The sequence below is a fragment of the Pedobacter sp. MC2016-24 genome (assembly GCF_015223055.1).
In the GTDB taxonomy this organism is placed as follows: domain Bacteria; phylum Bacteroidota; class Bacteroidia; order Sphingobacteriales; family Sphingobacteriaceae; genus Pedobacter.
Genome location: NZ_JADFBX010000007.1, coordinates 232,810 through 256,949 on the forward strand (window position 1 = coordinate 232,810; position 24,140 = coordinate 256,949).

18 protein-coding genes are annotated in these 24,140 nt (G+C 43.1%); 14 read left to right on the forward strand and 4 right to left on the reverse strand.

What is annotated here, in order from left to right:
- The first annotated feature begins 2 nt into the window (after nucleotides 1–2).
- The 5 genes from IM797_RS17655 to IM797_RS17675 all read left to right on the forward strand — a co-directional run bounded on the left by IM797_RS17655 (nucleotide 3) and on the right by IM797_RS17675 (nucleotide 7,700).
- Nucleotides 3–1,511 (forward strand): DNRLRE domain-containing protein, encoded by a 1,509-nt coding sequence (locus tag IM797_RS17655; RefSeq protein WP_194128479.1) that lies wholly within the window; start codon nucleotides 3–5, stop codon nucleotides 1,509–1,511.
- Nucleotides 1,512–1,598: 87 nt separating this feature from the next.
- Entirely contained in the window at nucleotides 1,599–3,146 is a 1,548-nt protein-coding gene (locus IM797_RS17660) for a family 20 glycosylhydrolase (RefSeq protein WP_228098930.1), read from the forward strand.
- A gap of 23 nt (nucleotides 3,147–3,169) precedes the next feature.
- Nucleotides 3,170–5,740: a family 20 glycosylhydrolase gene (locus tag IM797_RS17665; protein ID WP_194128480.1), complete on the forward strand. Its 2,571-nt coding sequence runs from the start codon at nucleotides 3,170–3,172 to the stop codon at nucleotides 5,738–5,740.
- Nucleotides 5,741–6,928, forward strand: a complete 1,188-nt coding sequence (gene nagA / locus IM797_RS17670) for an N-acetylglucosamine-6-phosphate deacetylase (protein WP_194128481.1) — start codon at nucleotides 5,741–5,743, stop codon at nucleotides 6,926–6,928. It begins immediately after the preceding gene.
- Between the two features lie 10 nt (nucleotides 6,929–6,938).
- A complete protein-coding gene (locus tag IM797_RS17675) occupies nucleotides 6,939–7,700 on the forward strand; it encodes a glucosamine-6-phosphate deaminase (RefSeq protein ID WP_370583091.1) in 762 nt (253 codons plus the stop codon).
- Between the two features lie 24 nt (nucleotides 7,701–7,724).
- On the opposite strand, the gene IM797_RS17680 is transcribed toward IM797_RS17675, so the two are convergent.
- The gene (locus tag IM797_RS17680; protein ID WP_194128482.1) at nucleotides 7,725–8,945 is read right to left on the reverse strand and encodes a dicarboxylate/amino acid:cation symporter; all 1,221 of its coding nucleotides are present in this window, start codon (nucleotides 8,943–8,945) and stop codon (nucleotides 7,725–7,727) included.
- An 87-nt stretch (nucleotides 8,946–9,032) separates the two neighbouring features.
- Here IM797_RS17680 and IM797_RS17685 point away from each other — a divergent pair, with 87 nt between their 5' ends.
- On the forward strand, nucleotides 9,033–9,782 hold the full coding sequence (locus tag IM797_RS17685) for a hypothetical protein (RefSeq protein WP_194128483.1): 750 nt from the start codon (nucleotides 9,033–9,035) through the stop codon (nucleotides 9,780–9,782).
- On the opposite strand, the gene IM797_RS17690 is transcribed toward IM797_RS17685, so the two are convergent.
- A complete protein-coding gene (locus tag IM797_RS17690) occupies nucleotides 9,769–11,796 on the reverse strand; it encodes a glycoside hydrolase domain-containing protein (RefSeq protein WP_228098931.1) in 2,028 nt (675 codons plus the stop codon). The two genes, IM797_RS17685 and IM797_RS17690, sit on opposite strands and share 14 nt — an antisense overlap.
- Nucleotides 11,797–12,082: 286 nt before the next feature.
- Between IM797_RS17690 and IM797_RS17695 the strand changes: the two genes are divergently transcribed.
- Entirely contained in the window at nucleotides 12,083–12,808 is a 726-nt protein-coding gene (locus tag IM797_RS17695; RefSeq protein ID WP_194128485.1) for a head GIN domain-containing protein, read from the forward strand.
- 6 nt (nucleotides 12,809–12,814) lie between these two features.
- Here the strand turns inward: IM797_RS17695 and IM797_RS17700 are convergent, their stop codons facing one another.
- Complete coding sequence (locus IM797_RS17700) at nucleotides 12,815–13,573, reverse strand: LytTR family DNA-binding domain-containing protein (RefSeq protein ID WP_194128486.1); 759 nt, start codon at nucleotides 13,571–13,573, stop codon at nucleotides 12,815–12,817.
- A gap of 10 nt (nucleotides 13,574–13,583) precedes the next feature.
- A complete protein-coding gene (locus IM797_RS17705) occupies nucleotides 13,584–14,672 on the reverse strand; it encodes a sensor histidine kinase (protein WP_194128487.1) in 1,089 nt (362 codons plus the stop codon).
- Between the two features lie 228 nt (nucleotides 14,673–14,900).
- Here IM797_RS17705 and IM797_RS17710 point away from each other — a divergent pair, with 228 nt between their 5' ends.
- The 7 genes from IM797_RS17710 to IM797_RS17740 all read left to right on the forward strand — a co-directional run bounded on the left by IM797_RS17710 (nucleotide 14,901) and on the right by IM797_RS17740 (nucleotide 23,975).
- Nucleotides 14,901–16,244, forward strand: a complete 1,344-nt coding sequence (locus IM797_RS17710) for a TolC family protein (RefSeq protein ID WP_194128488.1) — start codon at nucleotides 14,901–14,903, stop codon at nucleotides 16,242–16,244.
- Between the two features lie 2 nt (nucleotides 16,245–16,246).
- The gene (locus IM797_RS17715; RefSeq protein ID WP_194128489.1) at nucleotides 16,247–17,362 is read left to right on the forward strand and encodes an efflux RND transporter periplasmic adaptor subunit; all 1,116 of its coding nucleotides are present in this window, start codon (nucleotides 16,247–16,249) and stop codon (nucleotides 17,360–17,362) included.
- Nucleotides 17,363–17,368: 6 nt separating this feature from the next.
- Nucleotides 17,369–20,557: an efflux RND transporter permease subunit gene (locus IM797_RS17720; protein ID WP_194128490.1), complete on the forward strand. Its 3,189-nt coding sequence runs from the start codon at nucleotides 17,369–17,371 to the stop codon at nucleotides 20,555–20,557.
- A 14-nt stretch (nucleotides 20,558–20,571) separates the two neighbouring features.
- Nucleotides 20,572–21,381: a metallophosphoesterase gene (locus IM797_RS17725; protein ID WP_228098932.1), complete on the forward strand. Its 810-nt coding sequence runs from the start codon at nucleotides 20,572–20,574 to the stop codon at nucleotides 21,379–21,381.
- Nucleotides 21,362–21,967 carry a hypothetical protein gene (locus IM797_RS17730; RefSeq protein WP_228098933.1) on the forward strand — a complete coding sequence of 202 codons (606 nt, stop codon included), beginning with the start codon at nucleotides 21,362–21,364 and terminating at the stop codon, nucleotides 21,965–21,967. The genes IM797_RS17725 and IM797_RS17730 overlap by 20 nt, the downstream gene beginning before the upstream one ends.
- 176 nt (nucleotides 21,968–22,143) lie before the next feature.
- Nucleotides 22,144–22,731: an RNA polymerase sigma factor gene (locus tag IM797_RS17735; protein ID WP_194128491.1), complete on the forward strand. Its 588-nt coding sequence runs from the start codon at nucleotides 22,144–22,146 to the stop codon at nucleotides 22,729–22,731.
- Between the two features lie 113 nt (nucleotides 22,732–22,844).
- Nucleotides 22,845–23,975: a FecR family protein gene (locus IM797_RS17740; RefSeq protein WP_194128492.1), complete on the forward strand. Its 1,131-nt coding sequence runs from the start codon at nucleotides 22,845–22,847 to the stop codon at nucleotides 23,973–23,975.
- Nucleotides 23,976–24,140 lie beyond the last annotated feature (165 nt).

Genomic DNA, 24,140 nt, shown 5'->3' on the forward strand with positions numbered 1-24,140 from the left:
AGATGAACAAATTAAATCTTTACCCAAGAGCGCTTTTTCTCTGTTTGTACCTGCTCACGATGCTGAGTTGTGGCAAATTCGACCTTTTGAAAAATGAGGATAGTAATGGATCTGATGCTGGTGCTAACCTCAAATCGCAAACCATTCAGCAATTTTTACTGGCAGACCACAGCTCAGATTTGTCAGAGCTTGACCTTTTTGCGGCTGCGGTTAAACGCTCCGGTTTAATGGATACGTTAGGCAAGAGCGATGAGTATACTGTGGTGTTCCTGAGCAATTCAGGAGTTAAACAGTTGTTGTCAACCGTTGGTTATGCCAGCGTAGAGGCTGTACCCCCGGTTATTCTTAAAAACCTGCTTGGTGATCTGATCATCAGGGGGAAATTAAAATCTACCGACCTCAGTCTCAATGAAACGCGAAAAATAGAAACCATCAATGGGAATTATATTTATTACTCCAGAACGGCAAATACATCCGATCAATACGTGCTGAGCATCAATCAAAATCCAACACTGGGTTCCTCTTCCGCACTGGTGAGGTCGCAGGACCTGGAATTTAAAAACGGTGTGGCACAAGTAACTTCACAGTTCACTTTTTACCGCCTTTTAGACGATAAACCAGACGATGCTGATCCGGCAGGAAATGTGATTACTCAAAAAATCAAAGTCGCTAAAGATGTGTATATCCGTGGTGGTTCAGGAAATAACAACGCGAATTTTAACGATCCGGCAACCATGGACCTGAAAGCCATCAGTGCCGCAGATGCAACTGTAGGACGTATCGGTGTGATGCAGTATCCATTGGATAAACCAAGTTTTGGCGATAAAATTGGCGCGGCCAGAATGTACGTTTATATCTATAATACCGGACTAACGCCGACAACAACATTCTCTTTTTCTGCGCATTTGGGTGAAAATAAGGATTGGGTAGAGAATACCATTACCTGGAACAATGCACCAACTTATAATGCCGTTCCGATGTCTACGTTACCTGTGCCTGGCGCCACTGTGGGATGGGTTTCTTTTGACATCACCTCTGCAGTTGCACAACTTTATGCCAACAATGGAACTTTCATCAATGTGTTTTTAAGGCACAACGTGGATAATTTCATCAAACTCAGACCGAAAGAGTTTTCGGATGGTCTTTTTGCGGCTTACATCATGCTGAGTTCTCCACCTCAAACGCTGTTAAAACTTGGACAGGTCAGCACACTTAACGTGGCTGCTGCCAAGCAGATCGTACCATTATCGCTAGCCAATCTGAAAATGGAAGGTACCGCTGATAAAAACATTACTTATACCGTTAAACAGGTTCCGGTAGCTGGATTCTTAGTCAAATATGGCATCCCGCTGGCTGCAAATGCTTCTTTTTCTCAGGCTGATATTGCAAAAGGTGCCATCAAATACTTATATAACGGATCAGGTAGCACCGATCAGATCACTTTTGAAGCCAGAGATCAAAACGGCGGTTATTTTGAGTCGCCTTTAAAACTGGATATAGCAATTCAATAATTAAGTGCTCAACCTTTAAAGTTTGAATAGACCTTGACCGTTTAAAGGAATATAGGAAAGAAAATTACGGATAAAAACAATAATTAGATGAGAAGAACAGTATTTTTCCTGATGTTGCTAACCACATTTTTTGTGCATGCAAAGGCAGCTCAAAAAGAGTTAAGCAATCCGGATTCACCATTTCCAGTAAGGGGATTTCACCTCGATCTGCGCATTCAGGCGATTCCCATGCCGGCACTTAAAAACCTGGCTTTGCAATTGGTTAAAGGCGGTATCAATACACTCGTGATGGAGTGGGAGGGTACCTACCCTTTTCAGGAAGAACCCTTGATCCCCAATCGCTTTGCGTATACCAGGGATGAAGTCAAAGCTTTTATCGCTTATTGTGGAACCATCAATCTGGACGTGATCCCGCTCCAACAAAGTTTTGGGCATGTGGAGTATATCCTGAGGAATCCGAAATACAAAGACCTGAGAGAAGACCAGAAGGATTACTCTCAGGTTAATCCAATACGTGAAGCAGCGGCAAAAAAGTTATTTACCACGCTTTATAAGGATTTGATTTCCACACACCATTCGCCCTACATCCATATCGGTGGTGATGAAACCTATTTATTAGGCCATTCAGAAGAATCTAAAAAGAAAATTAAAGCCGTTGGCATCGGCAGGTTATATGGAGATTATATCAAAATGCTCTGCGATGTGGTGGTTGGATTGGGAAAAAGACCGGTACTTTGGGCAGATATTGCTTTGAAATATCCTGAAGCATTGAAAGGATTGCCTAAAGAAACCATTTTTATCGACTGGAATTATGGTTGGGACATCAATATGTTTGGCGACCACCAAAAACTGATGCAGAGCGGTTTCGAGATCTGGGGGGCGCCAGCGATCAGAAGTCACCCGGACAATTATTTCCTTACCCAGTGGGCAAAACACTTTAAAAACATTACAGATTTTGTTCCGCTGGCAAAAGACCTGGGCTATAAAGGCATTATCATGACTTCCTGGTCAACCTCCGGATTGTATTCGCCAGTGTTTGAAACCACCCGGGACATCATTGATCTGTATGCCATCCGACGTGTATACCCGATCAGTGGGTTTAACATGTTGATCGCAGCCTTTCTAGAATCCATCAAAACGGCAAAACCGCTTGATGCACAACGTTTCATCAATGGCTATGCCCAATCGCAGTATGGATTGTCTGAGAACGATGCCAGAACGTTTTGGAAAGCAATCTCAACTGTTCCTTACGAAATTACGCAGGGAAAACCTATTGATACGGACCTGAGTATTGCGCAAATGCTGGATAGTACCAAAAATGCATTAACGATGCTTGGAAAACTTAAACCCGCAAAAAATGTGAAAGAATTTGAGCATTACCGTTTAATGGCTGCTATTCGGGTACAGTACCTGAGTTACCAAGCCATAGAGTCCAGGGCAAATGCACCGGAAATGACAGCTGAGCAACTTAAACCGCTGATTGCCGAACTGGAAGCACTGCATACCAAAGAACTGGATAAAAAGTTTACAGCACTCAATTCAACTGTGATGTACCCGGCGGAGCTGGTGCAGGAGAACGAACTCAGAAATGGGAAGATCAAGGTCTTACTCCAAAGATTGAAAAGGCTTAAATAATGTAATTCATCTACAATCTAAACATGAAAAAATTGTATAAAATATATAGCAACCTGCTTTTAGCGTTATTTGTAGGGACGGCCGGTCATGCCTTTGCACAACCCTATCAAACACCCGAAAAACTGGACATCCAATGGCAGGTTTACCAAAACCATTACCAGGGGAAAGATCAGACACTTTTTTCGATAGGGATGCACAATGGTGCAAAGCAAGCCTTTCCAGCTCAAGGCTGGCGGATCTATTTCAATCTTGGTAAACGCGTCACTACAATTGCCGGAACAGAACAACTGAAGATTAACCACGTTAACGGCGGTCTTTACTATATTGCTCCTGGAAAAGATTTCAAATCGCTCGCTCCCGGTGGAAGCGTCGCTCAACAATTCGTTTCCAATTCATGGGTAGTCAATAAGAGTGATGCCCCACAGGGATTTTATCTGGTTTGGGACAATGCACCAGGTACCGGAATTCCCTTAAACGATGTTAAGGTCTCCATTCCAACAGAACTTCATCAGCTGGACAGATTTGCCGGAGATCGTGAACTCAGTTCAGCACAACGCTACGTCTTGAACGAACGCGGTAAAAGTCAACCTGCGCTTCAGCCTAAAATCTTTCCTACACCATTGGTTTATCGGGAAACACCTGGGTATTTTAAACTTGATCAAACCGTTAACATCGTAACTGACGCTGAATTTAATGCTGAAGCACAATTGTTTGCCGACGAATTGAAGTCACTGGTCGGAAAAAGACCCAATGTCCTGAATGGAAGTAAAACTCAGGCAGGCATTTGCTTAAAAAAAGACCCATCGGTTAAGAAAGATAGTTATAAACTCAGTGTAACACCATCTGGTATCCTGATTTCTGCAAATAGCCCGGTTGAAATCCATTATGGGATACAGTCCTTAAAAGTGCTTTTAGATCCTGCTGCTTATGCTGCCCAGGCCAAAACGAAAAGCATACAGGTCAAATGCGTAGCGGTAGAAGATCGTCCCAATTTTGGCTTCAGGGCAATTATGCTGGACGTAGCCCGGAACTTTCAGTCAAAGCAGGAAATTCTGAAGTTGATCGATTTACTGTCCCTCTACAAATTTACCACACTTCATTTTCACCTCAATGACGATGAGGGATGGCGCTTGCAGATCAATGCATTGCCTGAGCTGACCAGTGTAGGTGCCAACCGCGGTCATGGCGTCAACGAACAGCACAGTCTGATGCCGGCCTACGGATCGGGTCCTTTACCAGGAAAATCATCCGGAAGCGGTTTTTATTCCAGGGCAGATTTCATTGAGATTTTGAAATATGCAGCACGAAGACACATCAACGTTATCCCGGAAATAGAAACACCAGGTCATGCCCGGGCCGCTATTGTTTCGATGCAGGCCAGGTACAATAATCTGGTTAAAACTGGTGACACAGCAGCTGCAAAAGCATATTTACTCCGCGATACAGCAGATACCTCGGTTTATCGTTCTGTACAGCAATGGAATGATCATGTGATGGATGTGTCCATGCCTTCGGTATATCACTTTTTAGAAACAGTGACCGATGAAATTATCGATATGTATAAACAGGCAGGTGCACCTTTGCAAACCATACATTTTGGCGGAGATGAAGTGCCCGCCGGTGTCTGGACCGGATCTCCTTCTGTTCATGCATTGAAAAAAGAGCATCCCGAAATTAAAGACGCAACAGACCTTTGGGACTACTTTTTTGGTCGTCTTGCTGCGATGCTGGATCAAAGAAAACTATATCTTTCTGGCTGGGAAGAAACCGCACTGCGAAAATCAACTGTCGCCGGGGGTAAAAAATGGCAGCCCAATCCTTTATTCCTCGACAAGAACTTCCATGTTAACGTATGGAACAACATGTCTGGTAATGAAGATCTGGCCTACAGGCTCGCCAATTCCGGATACAAGGTCATCCTCTCTTTTGTGACCAATTTCTATTTCGATATGGCTTACGTCAGGGAGTTTGATGAGCCGGGCTTCAACTGGGGTGGTTTTATCAATCTGGAGCAAGCTTATAAATTTATTCCTTTTGATTACCTGAAAAATCAGCATACAGATTATGTGAACCGGCCATTGCCCAAGTCTATGCTCCAAAAATTTGAACCCTTAACCGAGGCGGGAAAGCGCAATATATACGGCATTCAAGGGCTGCTTTGGTCTGAAACTGTGCAAACTGCCGAACGACTGGAATACATGTATCTGCCAAGGCTTCTGGCCTTGTCTGAGAAGGCTTGGGCCGCAGAACCAGAATGGGCTGTAAGTCCGGATACTGCTAAAGCCAGACAGTTATATGAGCGGGACTGGCATACGCTGACCAAATCCGTAGGTCGCGAATTAAATAGATTGGACCATTATGCCAGTGGCTATGCCTACAGGATTCCGACACCGGCAATCCGCTCAACAGCAGGAATGGTTAGTGCCAATACGGATGTTCCCGGATTTCAGATCCGCTACACAACCGATGGTACGGTTCCAACTGTAAAAAGTAAACTGTACCAACAACCGGTACCACAATTAAAAAAACTTAGTTTTCGAGCCTTCAATAATTTAGGAAGGGGAGGGAAGGTTGCCAAAAATGACGAACCATAAATGGAAAAGATTAAGATATATAACGGTAAAATAGTAACGCCACATCGTGTGATCAAAGGTGGCTGTATCGTTATCGAAGGCGGAAAAATTTCAGCAGTAAGTGCGGAAAACATAGCGGTTGCAGATGCCCTGGAAATCAATGCAAATGGAAATTACATTGCACCAGGATTTATTGATTTGCATGTGCATGGTGGTGCCGGGCACGATTTTATGGATAATGAGGCTGAGGGTTACCTGGCTATTGCGGAGTTGCACGCCAAACATGGTACTACCGCACTCATGCCTACGACATTAAGCAGCGAACATCAGGATTTACTGGACACGCTAAGTGTATACGAAACTGCACATGCCTTAAACACCAATGGTGCACAATTTATAGGATTGCATATTGAGGGACCATATTTTTCCATGGAACAGCGGGGAGCACAAGATCCAAGATACATCAGGGCGCCGGTTCCTGCAGAATATCGGGAAATTATTGCGCGTTCTAAAGCAATTAAACGCTGGAGCGCAGCACCGGAGCTCGAAGGCGCCCTGGAATTTGCCGAATACCTCTGCGAAAATGGCATTTTGCCATCTATTGCACATACCAATGCGATTTATGAAGAAGTATTGCCAGCTTTTGAAAAAGGATTTAGTCACGCTACACACTTTTATTCCTGTATGTCGGGTGTTTCCAGGCGAAATGCTTACCGCTACGCAGGCGTGATTGAAAGTGCCTATTTGCTGGATGCCATGACCGTAGAAATCATTGCCGATGGTGTTCACCTCCCGCCGCCATTGCTGAAGCTGGTGCTCAAAATAAAAGGTGCAGACCGAACTGCATTGGTTACGGATGCCATGCGTGCTGCAGGTATGCCGCCGGGCCCCAGTATTTTGGGGAGCCGTCGCGATGGCCTGGAAGTTATTGTAGAAGATCATGTGGCCAAATTAAAAGATAGGTCCGCTTTTGCCGGAAGCGTAGCCACGATGGACAGGCTGGTGCGCAATATGATGGTGATGGCAGATGCCACGCTGGAAGATGCGGTTAAAATGGCTTCCCTTAGTCCTGCCAATATCATCGGAATCGGAGACCGAAAAGGATCATTGGTGGCCGGTAAGGATGCAGATCTCGTGATATTTGATGAGGAGATAAATATTATGGAAACCATTGTTTCCGGAAAAAGAATATATACAAAAACAATTTAATTGATACCCCGTGTTGTTAGCAGAAGATTTAAAATTACCAGAAGTTAAGATTTACGAGTCAAGGAAATCGATGGGAGAAGCGGCAGCAAGCCGATTAGCCATTGCAATTGGTGAGGTTTTGCAAAGTAAGGATGATGTGAACATCATATTTGCCGCTGCGCCTTCTCAAAATGAATTTTTAGCCGCGCTTTTTTACGAAAACATCAAATGGGAGCAGGTCAATGCTTTTCATATGGACGAGTATATTGATCTGGAAGAGGATGCAAACCAAAGGTTTGGAAATTTTTTAAAAGAACGTTTGTTTAGCCGGTTCAATTTTAAGTCTGTTCATTATTTGGATGGGAATGCGAACGACGTTCAAAAAGAATGTTCGAGATATGCTGAATTACTTCAAAGCAATCCTGTGGATATTGTGTGTATGGGGATCGGTGAAAATGGGCACCTGGCTTTCAATGATCCGCCTGTTGCCGATTTTGATGATCTGGAAATCGTCAAGGTGGTTACGTTGGATTTACCTTGCAGGCAGCAACAGGTGAACGATGGGTGTTTTGTAAGTCTTGAAGTTGTTCCTACGCAAGCCTTAACGTTAACGATTCCGGTTTTAATGCAGGCCAAAGTAATCAATTGTGTGGTACCGGGAACAGCGAAAGCACAAGCAGTTTTAAATACGTTGACACAGCCCATCTGTACGGATTTCCCGTCTACGATTTTACGAAGACATCCTGGAGCAGTACTTTTCCTGGATACGGACAGCAGTAAATATATTTTGTAATCTTGATGCTAATGTGTCAAGATATCAAGATGCTTTTGTCAGCCATTCTTTGCCTTCTGTAAAACGGGTCACCAGCATGGCGGCAACAGTATCCCCTGTCGCGTTTAGCAGGGTGGCCATCGGGTCAACCAATGTACCAATGATCATGGCAGGTGGAAGCGCTTCAAGAGGAAGGCCATAAGCAGAAATGAACAGCAATTCCCCAACGTAACCTCCGTTGGGAATGCCACCTTCTACAATGCTGACCAGCACAGTCATGGCCAACGCCAGTAAGATTGCATCTGCAGTATTGAATCCTTTGCCGAAAAGTGCAAAAACCACGGCCATTTTGACGATGGAAGAGATGCTGGAACCGTCTTTATGTAAGGTGGCACCAAGTGGTATGGTTACATTGGCAATATAATCCGGAATACCCATTTTTTTAGCGGCATCCAGATTGGCAGGAATTACCGCGATGCTGCTGCAGGTACCTACCGCAGTAGCAGAAGGCACCAGGTTGTTTTTCCAGTATTTGCGGACTCCCTTGATGCCTCCGGCAATAAATGCATAAGCGCTAAAGATGGCCACGAAATAAAACGCGCTAAAACCATAATACAAGCCTAAGGATTTGGCATAGGTGCCAAACAATTGCGGACCAAACACCCCAACCTGATAGGCAAAGTAAGCACCAAGACCAAGTGGCCCAATTTTCATAATCAGGATAAATACATTTTTAAAAACCTCGTTTCCTGAATTTAAAAAATTAGTAAATTGTTCTGCAGCCTTTCCAGACCGGAGCGTCGCAAAGCCGATGATGATGGAGAATATAATCATGGCCAGCATGTTTTTCCGGGAGAGTAATTCGTAAAACTCCGTGGTGGTAAAGAGCCTGGTCAATTGTTCTGTAAATGGTTTATCCGCTATTTTTTCAGTGATCTGCGTTGTGTCAAGAGATTCATGAACCGGGAATATTTTAACCGCAACAATGGTCAGGATGGCTGAAATCAGAATTGTGCTTAAAAAGACGATTGCAGTAACAGTCATCATACGGCTCAGCTTGTCGGAAGGTCTCAGGTTGGCAATCGCCGAAGATATCGCGAAAAATACCAGCGGAATTACGGACGTAAAGAGCAGGTTTAAAAAGATATCTCCTATCGGCTTTAACACTTCTACTTTTTTCCCGAAGACCAAGCCTACAATACTCCCTAAAGCGATTCCTGTCAACAACCAGATGATACCACTGTAATTTTTTAGAAATCCTTTCATTGGCCAATGAATTGCGTTAATATGTCCCAATATACCAAATTATTATTTTTATTTTCTACCTTCAATTCCGATTAACGTTATCTTATTATGTTTGGTTATTGGAATGACTATTATTACATCGCTATCCCTTTTCAAATTCTGGCCATTATACACGCCTTAAAAACGGGGCGCAGACAGTGGTTGTACCTCCTGATCTTCATTCCCATAATTGGGACGGTGATTTATTTTTTCTCTGAATTGCTGCCCGAAATTTCAAGCGGAACCTTTTTTAGCAATTTGCAGAAGTATTTTTTTCCCAATCAAAAGATCAGGGAATGGGAGCGAAAGGTTCAGATCTCCGACAACATCACCAATAAGCTCGGACTTTCGAATGCTTATGCAGAGCAAAAACATTATGAAAAGGCAATTGAACTTTCTTTAAGCTGTTTGAAAGGACTTTATAGTGATGATCCGGCAATCCTGCTGCAATTGGCCAGGCAATACTTTTATAATGAGCAGTATGCTGAAAGTCTGGCGTATTTTGACCAGTTGAATTTGAAAAATGGCCACCGTTTCAATATGTCAGAAGATGAACTGTTGTATGTCAGGGCAGAAGAGGGCGTGGGCCAATATGAATCTGCTGAAAATGGGTATCAACGGATCATCCGAATCCATCATTCTTTAGAAGCCAGGTATTATTATGGCTTGTTTTTGAAAAAACAGCAACGTAACGCCGAAGCACGTGAACAATTTCAGGCAGTCAGAGACGAGATTAAACTGTTGCCAAGATACCTGCGGAGAAGAAATGCAACCTGGTCAAGACGGGCACTACGGGAGCTGATGTCTACAAAATCTTAGTCCATAAATTGCTTGCACCCAGCTTCATATTGGGTGTTTTTGATGCCGTAATGATCATCTCTCCACCGTTTTTAATTTCCTCATGAGTAATCCATGTCCTGTCCAGAGACTTTCCGTTTAAGGTTACTTTTTGTATATACACATTTTCATCGCCGTAATTATTTACTTTGATTGTTAAAGGGACCTTACCCGATTTAATCACTATGGTTTCAAATAGCGGGACATTCAGCGCATAAATAGGCAGACCTACACAGATCGGTTGAATGCCAACAGCGGTTAAAACAAACCAGCCTGACATGGCTCCTGCATCGTCATCCATGGTACGTACGTAAGCTTTAGGTTCATTTTTGTACACACGGTCGATAAAGGATCCGATTCCCCTGCTGTTGTCGTTGAAGTAGTGCTGAACGATGGTATCTACCGCGAGTTGATGTACCAGCTTCTGATACTTCCAGGGTTTATTGCTGACAAGATAGAGCATTTGTGTTTGCAAATCCGGCTCATTTGTCCTGTTGAAATAATCATGGTCAAAAAAGTCGTCCAATTCTGTTGTGAATTTCTCTTTGCCCCCGGTCAGTGCAATTAAACCCTCAACATCAAAGGGTACTGCCCAGCGGTATTGTCTTAATGTACCCTGATAGAGATTCCTAGCGCCCATTTTATCTACATCCTTTGCGGTCATATCTTTGAAATCCTTGATCCAGTATTTTTGATATCCCCCCGCTTTTTGCAGGTAATCCTGGCTAAGCTGCGCATCTCCCATAAATTTAAAGATACCTGATAGGGCCCAAAGGTCATAAGCGGATTCCAGGGCTTTGTCTGGTTTGTTAAAATCCAGACGGGATGCTTCTGCTAGGAGCGAGTCTTTAATGCTTGGCAAATCAATGGTATACCCTTTTTTCAGCGCATCTAACAGAACTACCGTTGCGTGTTCCGTCCGAACAGTATTGGAAGGTTCCGTTTTTCCTGCGAAGTTTTTCTTTCCGTATGGATACAGGTTAGCCAGAGCACCAACGATATCTCCATATTTTTTAGGATACAAAATGGATAACAGCGGAAGCTGGGTTTTATAATTGTCCCAGACTGCCCATCCATGATACCGGGTGCTGTCTGAACGGTGCAGGCCACCATCTACTGAACGAAAACTTCCATCTGGTTCAGAAATCACATAAGGTGACTGGATGGTGCGGTAAAGCAACGAATAAAATAAGCGTGTTCTTGCCGCATCTCCTTTCACCTCAACCTGGTCTAACAGCTCGTCCCAGGCATTGGTGCTCAATTGCTTTAAATTGTTAAGCCCGGTAGCACGCGAGGCTGATTTAGCGGCATAATCCGTATTAACCGAAGAAAAGCCAACTTCAATCCCGATTTCCTGATCCAGATCAGCTGCTGAAACCAATAAGCGATGTGCATCTAAAATTTCCCACTTTACAGGACGATTAAATTTTAGGTGATAAAATACTTTATAAATTCCTTCCTGACAGGTGGTTTTCGCTTGAATCCAACCTTCAATGGTATTTCCATTGATCACATGTGCTTCATTTACAAAGGCACCGTTAAAAGCATGCCCCAGATTAATCATGAAGCCTTTTTTTCCTTCAGGCATATGGTAATGATGTAGTCCCGTGTTTTTGTTTACCACAACATCTGCCCTGATGCCATTGGTAAAGCCAATTTTATAATACCCGGGACCAGCGCTTTCTGATGACTTGATCAGTTTTTCAGCCTCATTGTATGTGCCAAGAAATGGCTTCAGCAGCAAAATCCCACCACTCCCCATACAGCCTACACCTTCAAATCTGTTGTGCGTAAAACCCAAAACCTCTTTAGCAAGGTATTCATATCCTGTATGTGTGGTTGGATAGGTCTGCGGGGCGATACTTAATGCGCTAAATGGATAGGAAGCTGCCGGAGACATCTGCCCATGATCTCCCGAAGAACCCAGGAAAACGTTAACCAATTCATGTTTTTTTACCGTTCGTTTTTGTCCGAAGACGAGGTTTGTTAAAGTCATCAAAATGAAAAGACACGAACAGATCACCTGTAGAAAAGAAGGAGTTTTTAGAGGCATATACATACTAGATCACACATCATTAAATACAAAAGCTAAAACAATTTAGTTTTATCTTGCAAAGATAGCATAACGTGCAAATAATTAGGATTGTTGACAAAATGATAACATTGCCGATACCTATCACTATTAATGGGATATGAGAGTCCTACAACAATAAGGTAGGTTTTCACGTTGTATAACTGAAATTTAATAATTCAGCTTAACTTTGAAAAATTAATCCATCAACATGAACAAAATATATTCCTTATTAGCGCTTGCCTCCCTGTTAACCGTAAACCAGATCTCCTTTGCCTCGGAGCCGATCAAAACCGCAACTACCTTACGTGATGAACGTGAACTGAAGAACTTCACTGGGGTTGGTGCTGGTGGGCCTATTGATGTGGTGGTTAAACTCGGTGACAAAGAAAGTATACGTTTTGAAGGAGATAAGGAAGCAATAGCCACTTTAGTAACTGAGGTTAAAGGCAGCATCCTGATCATTCGTCCGCAAACCAGCTGGACCAGTTGGGCTAAAAAGTACGAGAATAAAAAAATTACAGCTTATGTGACCGCAAAACAGCTGAGTAGCATCGCCATGAGCGGAAACGGCAGTATCAACGTAATTGGTGCAGTTACTGCGGCAGAATTTGCCGTTACCTTAAGTGGCTCTGGTTCGGTCAAACTTCATGTCGACGCCGATAAAATTACCGGTGTACTGAGTGGTTCCGGAAACATTGACATCAGTGGAAAAGCTAAAAATGCCAGTGTTACGCTTAGCGGACCAGGTAATTTTGGCGGTAAATCGCTAGTGGTTGACAACCTTTCTGCGCGTATCAGTGGTTCTGGAAATATCAATGTCAAAACAGACGGTTCAATCAGTGCTTTTGTCAGCGGATCGGGACACGTATACTATACTGGTAACCCAGACATTAAGAAAACCGTGATTGGTTCAGGAGGCGTAATCGAAAAATAAGCCGGCTTAACGATCCAGCCATTGTTTAAAAGCAGCGGCTTTTTCCCTGCTGATCAGAATTTCTGCAGCAGGGTGCTTAATTAAAGTCACCTTAAGTTTCCCATTGAAGAAATTGTGTATGCCTTTAATGCTGTTGATGCTGATGATGTGCTGGCGGTTGGCCCTGAAAAATACTTCGGGGTCAAGCTGCTCTTCCAGCTCATCCATGGTATAAGATACGGGCTGTACACCATTGTTTTGCAAAACGAGGTGTGTGATTTTAAATTCTGAGTAAATATAGTCAATGTCTTTGACCACAATGGTTTTATACCCATCATTGACTTGTACCAGGAACCTTGAACGGTAAGCGACACCTTGTTTCTTAATGATTTCGACCAGGTTGGAAATGTCCGGATCGGGCTGAATGATATCCAGGATTTGTTGGTATTTGGCCAATGCTGCGGCCAGTTCTGTTTTGTGAATGGGTTTGAGCAAATAATCGATGCTGTTCACTTTAAATGCGCGGATGGCATACTCATCATAAGCCGTCGTAAATATGACCGGGGCGGTGATGGTTCTTGCAGAGAAAATTTCGAAGCAAAGTCCATCAGCTAAGCGAACATCCATTAAAATCAGATCGGGCGCATCCTGCTGGTCAAACCATTCAATGCTGTCGGCAACACTTTCTAAAATTCCGACTACGGTAATCTCAGGATCCAACTCCTTTAGCATCAGCTGCAGACGGTTGGCATTGTGTATCTCATCTTCGATGATCAGTAATCTCATGATCTTAAATTTACAGGTTCATTAGTGGTAATTTAACAATAAACAGTTCCGTGGTTTCAATAACTTCAGGCACTGAACTGGACAACAACCGGTAGCGGCTTTCAATGTTTTTTAATCCGGTACAGGTAGAAGGAATATTATAACTGAGTCTTTGCAGGGAATTCTCGATAACCAGGTTACCTGCCTCGTCTTCATTGATGTGGATGATCAGCGGTTTCGAGCGTGAAGCCGTATTGTGTTTGATGGCATTTTCAAGTAACAGCTGGAGCGTAATGGGCGGAATTCCTTTTTTTAATACCGTATCATCCAGGTCAATCTCCATTTTAATGTTTTCGCCAAGCCTGATTTTGATCAGGTAAAAATAAGCCTTTGCAAACTTGATCTCTTCATCCACAGAAACAACGTTTTTATGAACGTTAACGATCATATAGCGGTACACGCGCGACAGGTTCTCCAGGAAATGCTGGGCCGCGTTCTGGTCTTCTGTGATGAGGGCAGACAGTGTGCTGAAATTGTTAAACATGAAGTGCGGGTCCAACTGCATTTTCAGAGATTCTAATTCTGCTTCCAGGGCGATTTGTTTCAGCTCGGCTGCCTTTAAACTCAGACTCGAACTTTCCAGCATGGCTTCCTTCCATTGTTCCAGGAAATAGTTGCCTGTATAGATGACGCTGATCATGATTGACAACAATACGCTGACCACAAAGGACTGGCGCAAAGCGAGTGCATTCAGATCGCTAAACTTGGTTTCTCCTCCAAAAAGCCATAAAGTGGCGTGCATATACACATATAAAAAGACGATGGTGGCCACAATCTGGATGCTGAACTGCAATAAGAACCTGGTAATGGGGAAATCAACCCAAGGCAGTCTGCTGTCCATTTTTCGGGCAATAAACAAACTGATCTCTGTAATGATGATGCAAAACATCAATACGAAAAACCATTCCTTCAGAATTTCAGCTACGTCACGATTGAAAAACGCCGCCCAGGAGCGATATGGATCAATCATGAAGGCCAGTAAATAAAACCCTACAAATATGATCGCCAGGATAATAAAGCGGAAATACTTATAGGAATCTCTGTTTTGTTTTTTTGACATCGTTAATGCGATCTGGTTCTTTTACAAGAATAAGGTTTATTCATTCCTTTTAAAATACAAAACTAACTGAATAGATGAAATGCATGACTAAAACGGAGAATCTACGGACTCAGTTGGGTGCGCTTTTAGGTCGTTTCGGTCTTTAATATGTTTTGTTCAGTCAACTTTTAGGGTTTTTGAGCCGGGCTGCGGACTACTTTTGCCCATCGAAATTTCATTGCATATACTATGAATCTGAATAAAATAACTTTTTTACTCCTGATGGCAGGTCTTTTACCTGCCAGTGTTTTCGCGCAGGCGGACAGTACGGGGCTTGATTTAACCAATGCCAATCTGAGCCAGGTGATCAATTATGCCCTTAAAAATAAGCCCGGTGTGAAACAGGCCTTAATTGATCAGGAAATTGGAGAACGTGATATCAAATCTGCTTTGTCGGGCTGGTTGCCTCAAATTAATGCGGATGCGAATTTTAACCACAATCTGAAACAACAGGTCAATGCGCTGACTACAAACGGCGAGACTTCTTACATCACATTTGGAACTAAGAATACCTCTGCATTGACATTGCAGGCCGATCAGCAGTTTTTGAACGCCGGACTGATCCAGGCTTCTAAATCGGCAAAATACTATAGACAGCAATATAGTCAGACAGCCGAAAATGTAAAAATCAATACGATTGTAGAGGTGAGCAAAGCTTTTTATGACATTCTAACCAGTCAGGAACAGTTTAAGATCATCGCCGAAAACATTGCACGACTGGAGAAACAATTTAGAGATGCAAAAGCACAGTATGAGGTAGGGCTGGTTGATAAAACCGATTATCAGCGTGCACAGATCAGTTTAAGCAATTCGAAAGCGGATCAAAAAAGAACACAGGAACTTTTAAAATACAAGTATGCCTATTTGAAATCATTGATTGGTTATAAGCCGGAGAAAGATTTGAGCCTGGCTTTTAACAATGAAGCGATGGAGCAAAACGTATTGGTCGATACCGCGCAGGTATTGAATCACCAGAATAGGATAGAGTATCGCTTGCTGCAGACCCAACGTGAGTTGCAACACATTAGCACCAGTTACAATAAACTGGCTTATATGCCGAAACTGTCCGGCTTTGTAAATTACAGCTGGAACTACATGGCCAATGATTTCAGTAAGCTGTATGACCAGTCCTTTCCGGGCGCTATCGTGGGCCTGAAATTAAATATCCCGATTTTTCAGGGTGGAAAACGTACCCAGGAGATTCGCAAATCGCAATTGCTGGAAAAACGCATAGATCTGGATCTGGAGAATTCAAAAAATCAGATCAATAGCCAATACGAGCAAGCCATGGCTACTTATAAAGCCAGCTTAAACGATTGGAGAACTGCTCACGGAAATGTAGACATCTCCAAACAGGTTTATGGAACAATCAAACTTCAGTATGATGAAGGCATTAAAACTTATCTGGATCTGATGACAGCAGAGAGTGATCTGCGAACGGCTCAACTTAATTATTTAAATGCATTGTACACTTTGCTTTCGGCAAAACTGGATGTGCAACAGGCTTTAGGAACAATAACCATCACGCAATAAACATGAAATTCAAATTTATAACCCCAGGTATTTTACTATTCAGTGCAGCAGTTTTAACTTCCTGCGGAAGTTCGGAAAAACCAGCACAGGCAACCGGGCCTGCAGCAACACCAGTGAGTGTGTATACAGTAACTGAACAAGAGTTTAGCACAGTTGACGCTTATCCGGGCGTGGTGGTCGCTTTAAATGAGGTGGAACTGCGTGCGGAGGTTGGTGGCTACATTACCGGAATCTTTGTACAAGACGGACAAAAAGTAAGTAAAGGACAGAAACTGTATGAAATAGACCGCACCAATTACCTGGCAGCTTACAATTCTGCAAAAGCAAACCTGGAAGTTTCTAAAGCCAATCACAACAAGGCAAAGAAGGATGCCGAGCGTTATACCAATCTGGCCAAACAAGAAGCCATTGCACAACAAAGGGTAGATTATGCATTGACCGATCTGGCCAACGCGGCTTCGCAGGTAGCTGTAGCTGAAGCCAGTCTGGCCACGGCAAAAGCGAATCTAAACCGCTCGGTTATCTTTTCTCCAATGAACGGGACGATTGGCATTTCGCAGGTAAAACCGGGCGCATTGGTTACACAAGGCTCAACCCTGCTGAATACCGTATCTGCAAACGATCCGATAGCGGTGGATATTGCGGTAAACCAGAATGACATATCACGTTTCAGCAAATTGCAACATGACCAATCGGTGGTCAAAGATGCAGTCTTCAGTATCGAATTACAGGATAAAAGCAGCTACCAGTTGCCAGGGAAGATTGTGGCCATTGACCGTGCGGTAGATCCGGGTACCGGAACCATTAAAGTGCGGATCAGTTACCCCAATGCTAAGGGCACTTTATTTAGCGGCATGACTTGTAATGTGAAAGTGCTGAACAAGTTTGAAAATAAACAATTGACGATTCCTTATAAAGCAGTTTCAGAGCAATTGGGCGAGTACATGGTTTACGTAGTAGGCGACAGTAGCAAAGCGGAGCAGCGGATCCTTAAACTTGGTGTACAGGCTAACGAGCAGATTGTAGTACTGAGCGGATTAAAAGCAGGCGAAGTGATTGTGTCAGAAGGTGCACAAAATTTAAGACCAGGTGCTGTAGTACAGCCAACATCTAAATAAGAGATTATGATTTCAGAAGTATTTATTAAACGTCCGGTAACGGCGATTGTGATCTCCATACTCATTGTAATGGTGGGGATCATTGTGCTTACCGGATTGCCGATCAGCCAATATCCCAATATCGCGCCGCCAACTGTAACGGTGAGCGCAACCTATACCGGTGCAGACGCGCAAACGGTGGAACAAACCGTAACAACTCCTATCGAAAGTCAGATTAATGGTACGCCAGGAATGAAATACCTCACTTCTTCAAGTACAGCCGATGGGCGTTCGACCATTACGGTGACTTTTGAAGTAGGAACCGATATCGATGTCGCCGCGCTGGATGTTCAGAATAGGGTAGGCATTGCCGAACCTTCGTTACCTGAGGCCGTACGCAGGCTAGGGGTAACCACCAAGAAAGCAAACACAGACATGTTGATGGTACTGGGTTTATATTCGCCAAAGGGAACCTACGACCAGAAGTTCTTGTCTAACTACTCCAATCTATATCTGAAAGATGCCCTCTTGAGGGTAAAAGGAGTAGGTGATGTGATGGCCTTTGGTCAGCCATTTAGTATGCGGATCTGGTTAGATGCCAACAAAATGGCATCAATGGGCATCACACCTGCAGAAGTTTCTGCGGCCATTCAGGAACAAAACACCCGTATTCCGGGCGGAAGTGTAGGTGGCCCGCCTCAAAAAGACAACCAGACTTTTGAGTTTTCTGTCATTATGGATGGCGACCTCAGTACAGAAGAGGAATTTAAAAATATCATTGTCAAAACATCAGATCAGGGATCTGCAGTGTATTTAAAAGACATTGCCCGGGTTGAATTGGGTGAATTTGCTTACAGTATTAAAGCAGAGATTAATGGTAAAACGGCAGCCATGATGGGTGTGAACCAGACACCAGGAGGGAATGCCGTGCAGACTTACGATGCCATCATTGAAACACTGGATAAACTGAAGAAATCATTTCCAGCTGATATGGATTATACCATAGGTTATGAAACAGTTTCTATTGTCAATGTATCCATCAATAGTGTTGTACATACGTTGATTGAAGCTTTGGTGCTGGTGACGATTGTGGTGTTCTTATTCCTGCAAAGCTGGAGGGCAACGCTCATTCCCGTGCTGGCTATTCCGGTGTCTATCATTGGTACCTTCATATTCTTTACCATACTCGGCTTTTCGGTAAACGTATTGACGATGTTTGGTTTTGTGCTCGCCATCGGTATTGTGGTTGATGATGCCATTGTGGTGGTAGAAGCTGTACAACATTACATGGATCATGAAGGTTTGTCGGCTAAGGAGGCTACACTTAAAGCCATGAAAGACATTACGGCTCCGGTTATTGCGATTGCTTTAATTTTGGCCGCGGTATTTGTTCCGGTAGGTTTTATTCCGGGTATGGTTGGTCAGTTGTATCAGCAATTCGCCATTACCATTGCGATATCCGTAATCATATCCGCATTTATTGCCCTGTCTTTAACACCTGCATTATGTTCATTGTTGTTGAAACCAACACATCTGGATAAAGAATCTAAGGGTTTAAACAAGTTTTTCTACAAGTTTAACCAGTGGTTTGCACGGGTAACCAGCAAATATTCAAAAGGGGTACAATGGTGTTTGAAAAGAGCAGCCCTGGTGGTGGTACTTTTGGTATGCATTTATGTGGGTACCATCGGTATGTTTGCCACCAAACCATCTGGATTTATTCCCAACGAAGATGCAGGCGTATTTTTAATGGGGGCTACACTTCCGGAAGGTGCTTCAGCTGTACGTACAGATGCTTTTGTAAAAAGGATTACCGAAACGATTCGTAAAGAAAACCCGGAAATTAAAAGTGTCACTTCTATTTCGGGGATGAACATCTTAAACAGTTCATTCAAATCCAATGCGGCAACTTTCTTTGTACAGTTAAACCATTGGGATGACCGTAAAAAAGATGTAACTGCGGTACTGGCCAATGTATATAAAGCCTTTGGCGGAGATAAAGAGGGGAATATCATTGCTGTGCAACCACCTCCAATTCCGGGTTTGGGGATCAGTGGCGGTTTTACCATGCAGATTCAGGAACAGCAGGCAGGTGATATCAAAAGGTTTGAAGGTGTCGTGGGTAAGTTTTTAGGCGCCGCCAATCAGGACGCAGCCATTGGTATGGCTTATACCTTGTTCAGTTCCAATACACCCAATTACAAGATTCAGGTAGACCGAGATCAGGTTAAAAAGATGGGGGTATCTATTGGTGCGGTTTACAGTACCATTTCTGCCTACTTTGGCAGCAGCTATATCAATGATTTTACCAAGTACGGCAGAAGCTTTAGGGTGGTTGCCCAGGCTGATACAGCTCACAGGAGCCGGATTGAAGATTTGAACCAGTTGTATGTTAAAAACATGAAAGGTGTTCCGGTACCTTTAGGCACATTGGTATCCTATAAAAAAGTTGAGAATCCTTCGGTAATCAATCACTATAACCTGTTTCGGTCCATTGAAGTGAGTGGTGCCGCAAAACCCGGTAAAAGTAGTGGTGAGGCATTGGCTGCTTTAGAAAAAGTAGCTGCACAAACCTTGCCAGCGGGCTATAGTTATAATTTTGCAGGCTTGAGTCAGCAGGAACAAGAAGCTGGGAACAGTACCACAGTTATATTTGCATTAATTATTGTTGTCGTATTCCTTTTATTGGCCTCTTTATATGAGAGCTGGTCTGTTCCCTTTTCAATTTTACTCAGCGTTCCTTTAGGTTTGTTTGGTGCAATTCTTGCCTTAATGTTTTTACCGCACCTGGACAATAACATTTATGCTCAGGTTGGGCTGATCACCCTGATTGGCCTTTCTGCAAAGAATGCGATTCTGATTGTAGAATTTGCCAAAGAAAGGGTGGATTGGGGAATGGGACTCATCCCTGCAACGATGGAGGCTGTTAAGCTCAGGCTACGTCCGATTGTCATGACCTCACTGGCTTTTATTTTAGGTGTTGTGCCTTTGGTATTATCTGTAGGTGCTGGTGCTGTGTCCAGACAAACGATTGGCTGGACGGTAGCTGCGGGTATGCTTTCTGCCACCATATTGGCGATTTTCATCGTACCAGTTTTGTTTGTACTGATCACAAAACTGGCTTATGGCAAGCAAAAACTAGCTGAGCTTGAAGCCGCTTACCAGCCGGAAGCACATCAGGATACTTTACATGCTGATCCGGATATAGAAGATTAAAAGAATGACAACCTATGATGATTTTCGGTAAAAGAAGTTTAATGTTGTTGCTGACAAGCCTGGTGCTTGTCAGCTGCAATCAGTTTGAATATAGCCCAAACCAGATTTTTGATAAAGACTCCCGACAGGATATCAATGCGGCGAACCTTAAAGCACTTGGGAAAGGTGAAGGGGATGATACTGTTCGCTTTGTACTGACAGGTGATACCCAGAAATCCAGGGACGAAACGGTAAAATTATATCAAAAAGTAAATCAGATACCCGGAATAGACTTCGTCGTAGTGGCCGGGGATATTTCTGAATTTGGTGTACTCAAGGAAATGGAATGGATAGACCGTGAGCTGGAGAAATTGAATATGCCTTATCTTGCCGTAATTGGAAATCATGACCTGACCTCAAGGGGCAAAGATGTTTTTCTCCGCATGTTTGGGCCGCTCAATTATTCTTTTGTGTATGGCGGTATTAAATTCATCTGTCACGATAGCAATAGCCGCGAGTACGGTTTCAACGGCAAAGTACCTGATGTAGACTGGTTAAAAACCCAGTTAAAACCCGAAGCTGGTGTGGAGCACTATGTAACCATATCACACGTTCCACCAATTTCTGAAGATTTTGATCCTAAACTGGTCACAGATTATACCGCTGCATTTGCAGCTACGCCTGGTTTTTTAGCATCACTGCATGCGCACACACACAATTACGAATTGTTTTATCCCGATAAATCCGGTATTCCTTATGTCATTACGAGTGCAGTAGGGAATAATGAATTTTTATTGGTAGAAATTGTTAATCATAAAGTTAGTTTTGAGCGGATATCTTTCTAAAATATATGGCCTGTTGTTGTTTTCGGGGCTTTTGATTCCTAAAACACAGGCACAAAAGCTCCGGTTTCTAGTGCCAGATGCTGCTGTAGTGCAGTTTGCAGGTAGTATTGGCTATTTAAGTGGCGGCATTGGCTACGATCTTTTTAAGAACCAGCGGGGAAGCCTGGATTTTAGTTACGGCTATGTACCAAAAAGCAAAGGCGGTGAATTGAATATTGTCACCGCGAAATTTGCCTATCGGCCATTAGTGATTAAGTTGAAAGATTGGGGGAAGATCTATCCGATTAACCCAGGCTTTTTTGCCACCTATACTTTTCAAAAAGACCTGTCCTTCATTTTTAACCGTACCCGGTACGCTAAGGATTATTATTACTGGTCTGAAGCCTTGCGCCCACACCTTTCCTTTTCCAATGAGGTTGAACTGGACGCGAGGAAACTAATTCCCGGTTCTGGCTTTAAAGCGATCAGTGTATACACCGAGTTCAATACCAACGACTATTATCTGATTAATTACCTCCAGAATACTTCTACCTTATCCTTACCTGACGTATTTCAGCTCGGTTTGGGGCTGAAATTGAAATTCTAATCCATACTAAGTTATTCATTGTTGCTCTTTTTTATGGACTGATATGAGCTCATGTGTAGGAATTGTTTATTTACGCTGTTGATAATCTAATGCGATGACAGATTAATAGCCCGGCATGGTGCGGTATTGAAAACAAATATTTAATATTGGGGTACAATTTGACCTGAATTTATCCTATGCCATTATACAGTGACGTTTCTGATGCGGAACTGACCGATTTATTGAAAGCCGGTGATGAAGGTGCGTTTACCATAATTTACGATCGCTACTGGCGGATCATGTATGCCCATGTTTACAAAATGATCAGGAATGAGGATGAAACCAAGGATATCATACAAGAATTGTTTAGCAATTTATGGATCAATTCGGCGGCAATTCCGGACAACAAAAATATTGCCGGCTATCTCTTTGTATCTGCCAGGAACCGCGTCTTGAATTTAATCAGAAAGCATAAATATCACAATGACTACCTGGGCTCGCTGGCAGGTTTTGCGACAGAAATGAGTAATGTAACCCTGGAAGCACTGGATGAAAGGGATTTGGCGATGGCTATAGAACGTGAGATCCAAAATTTACCGCCAAGGATGCGACAGGTTTTTGAAATGAGCCGAAAAGAAAATCTCAGTCATAAAGAAATTGCGACGCGACTTGGAACTTCTGATGAAACGGTAAAAAAGCAGATCAATAAATCTTTAAAGCTCATCAGAACTGGTTTAAAAGATGTTACCGGTGCTTCATTATTCATGATGTTGATGCTTCGTTAAGCATTTTGTTTCGCTTGAATGTTAAAATAAAATTATTTCTGTTCAGAGCATACCCCCTGGGATGTTTTCATGTGTTTTGTTATTAAAGCGGAATAATTTTTTATCAACAGGCAATGAATAAGGCAGAGACCGAGGTACTTTTAGAACGATATTTACAAGGGAAGGCAAATGCTGATGAAGCTGCTTTGGTCGAACGCTGGTATTTAAAGGAAGCTGATCAACAAGTGTTAAGCGATGCTGAGGGCTTTGAACACCTGCGCTCAGAAATTTGGTTGTCGGTAAGAACTCAGGCCGGTCTGCCCCTGCAAAAAGTTAAACGAGGGTTTAGGTTCAATTACAGGTATGCAGCCGCTGCCCTTTTGCTGATCACCTTATCCCTTGGGCTGATCTTATACGTGAATCAATACAATCCATTTGGCAGCGACCTCAAAATAACCCGTTTAATTGGAAAGGATATCGCACCTGGTAAAAATTCGGCTACATTGACTTTGGCCGATGGTAAAACCATTGCATTAAGTGCTGCAAAGCAAGGCGTGGTGATCAATGCTGCTGCCTTAACCTATAACGATGGTACTTTACTCAGCAGCGATGTTCCTGAACCGTATGAAGTTGCAAAACGTACAATTCAAATCAGCACACCCAAGGGCGGACAATATGAAGTTGTGTTACCAGACGGTACCAGGGTTTGGTTAAACGCGGCCTCCTCCCTTAAATTTCCAGTTAGCTTTGCAGGTTCTTTAAGCAGGGAGGTTGATTTAAGTGGTGAAGCATATTTTGAAGTGGCCAAAGATAAAAGTAAAGCATTTAAAGTCAGGGGATCGGGGCAGGTTGTAGAAGTTCTGGGTACGCATTTTAACATCAATAGCTATGAGGATGAGGCTGCTGTAACCACAACTTTACTGGAAGGATCGGTCAAGGTAAATGCGGCTGTTCTTGTTCCTGGCGAACAATCCATACTTTCTAAGCGCGGACTGATCCATATTGCACCTGTAGCTGTAGATCAGGTGGTGGCCTGGAAAAATGGGGCCTTTCAGTTCGATGAAACAGATTTCGCCTCTATCATGAGGCAATTGGAGCGCTGGTATGATGTGGAAATCAAGTACAAGGGTGCTGTACCCGACATCCATTATACAGGAAGGATTCCACGTAAGAGTAAAATATCAGAGGTGCTGGAGATGCTGGAAGAGACAGGATCTGTAAGATTCAAAATTGACAATAGGACAGTTTTTGTGAATAAAAGATAAATACAACGGTAAAAAAAGAAAGGAGAAATAAAGCGGATAAAAGATTTACTAACCCCAATAAGACAGGAATTGCCTCTAAAAAAGAACGGACTCCGACTGGCATCGAAATCCGTAATTCTGGGCATTCCTGAGATTAATTTTGCGAAACCAACTCAATTAAAACCC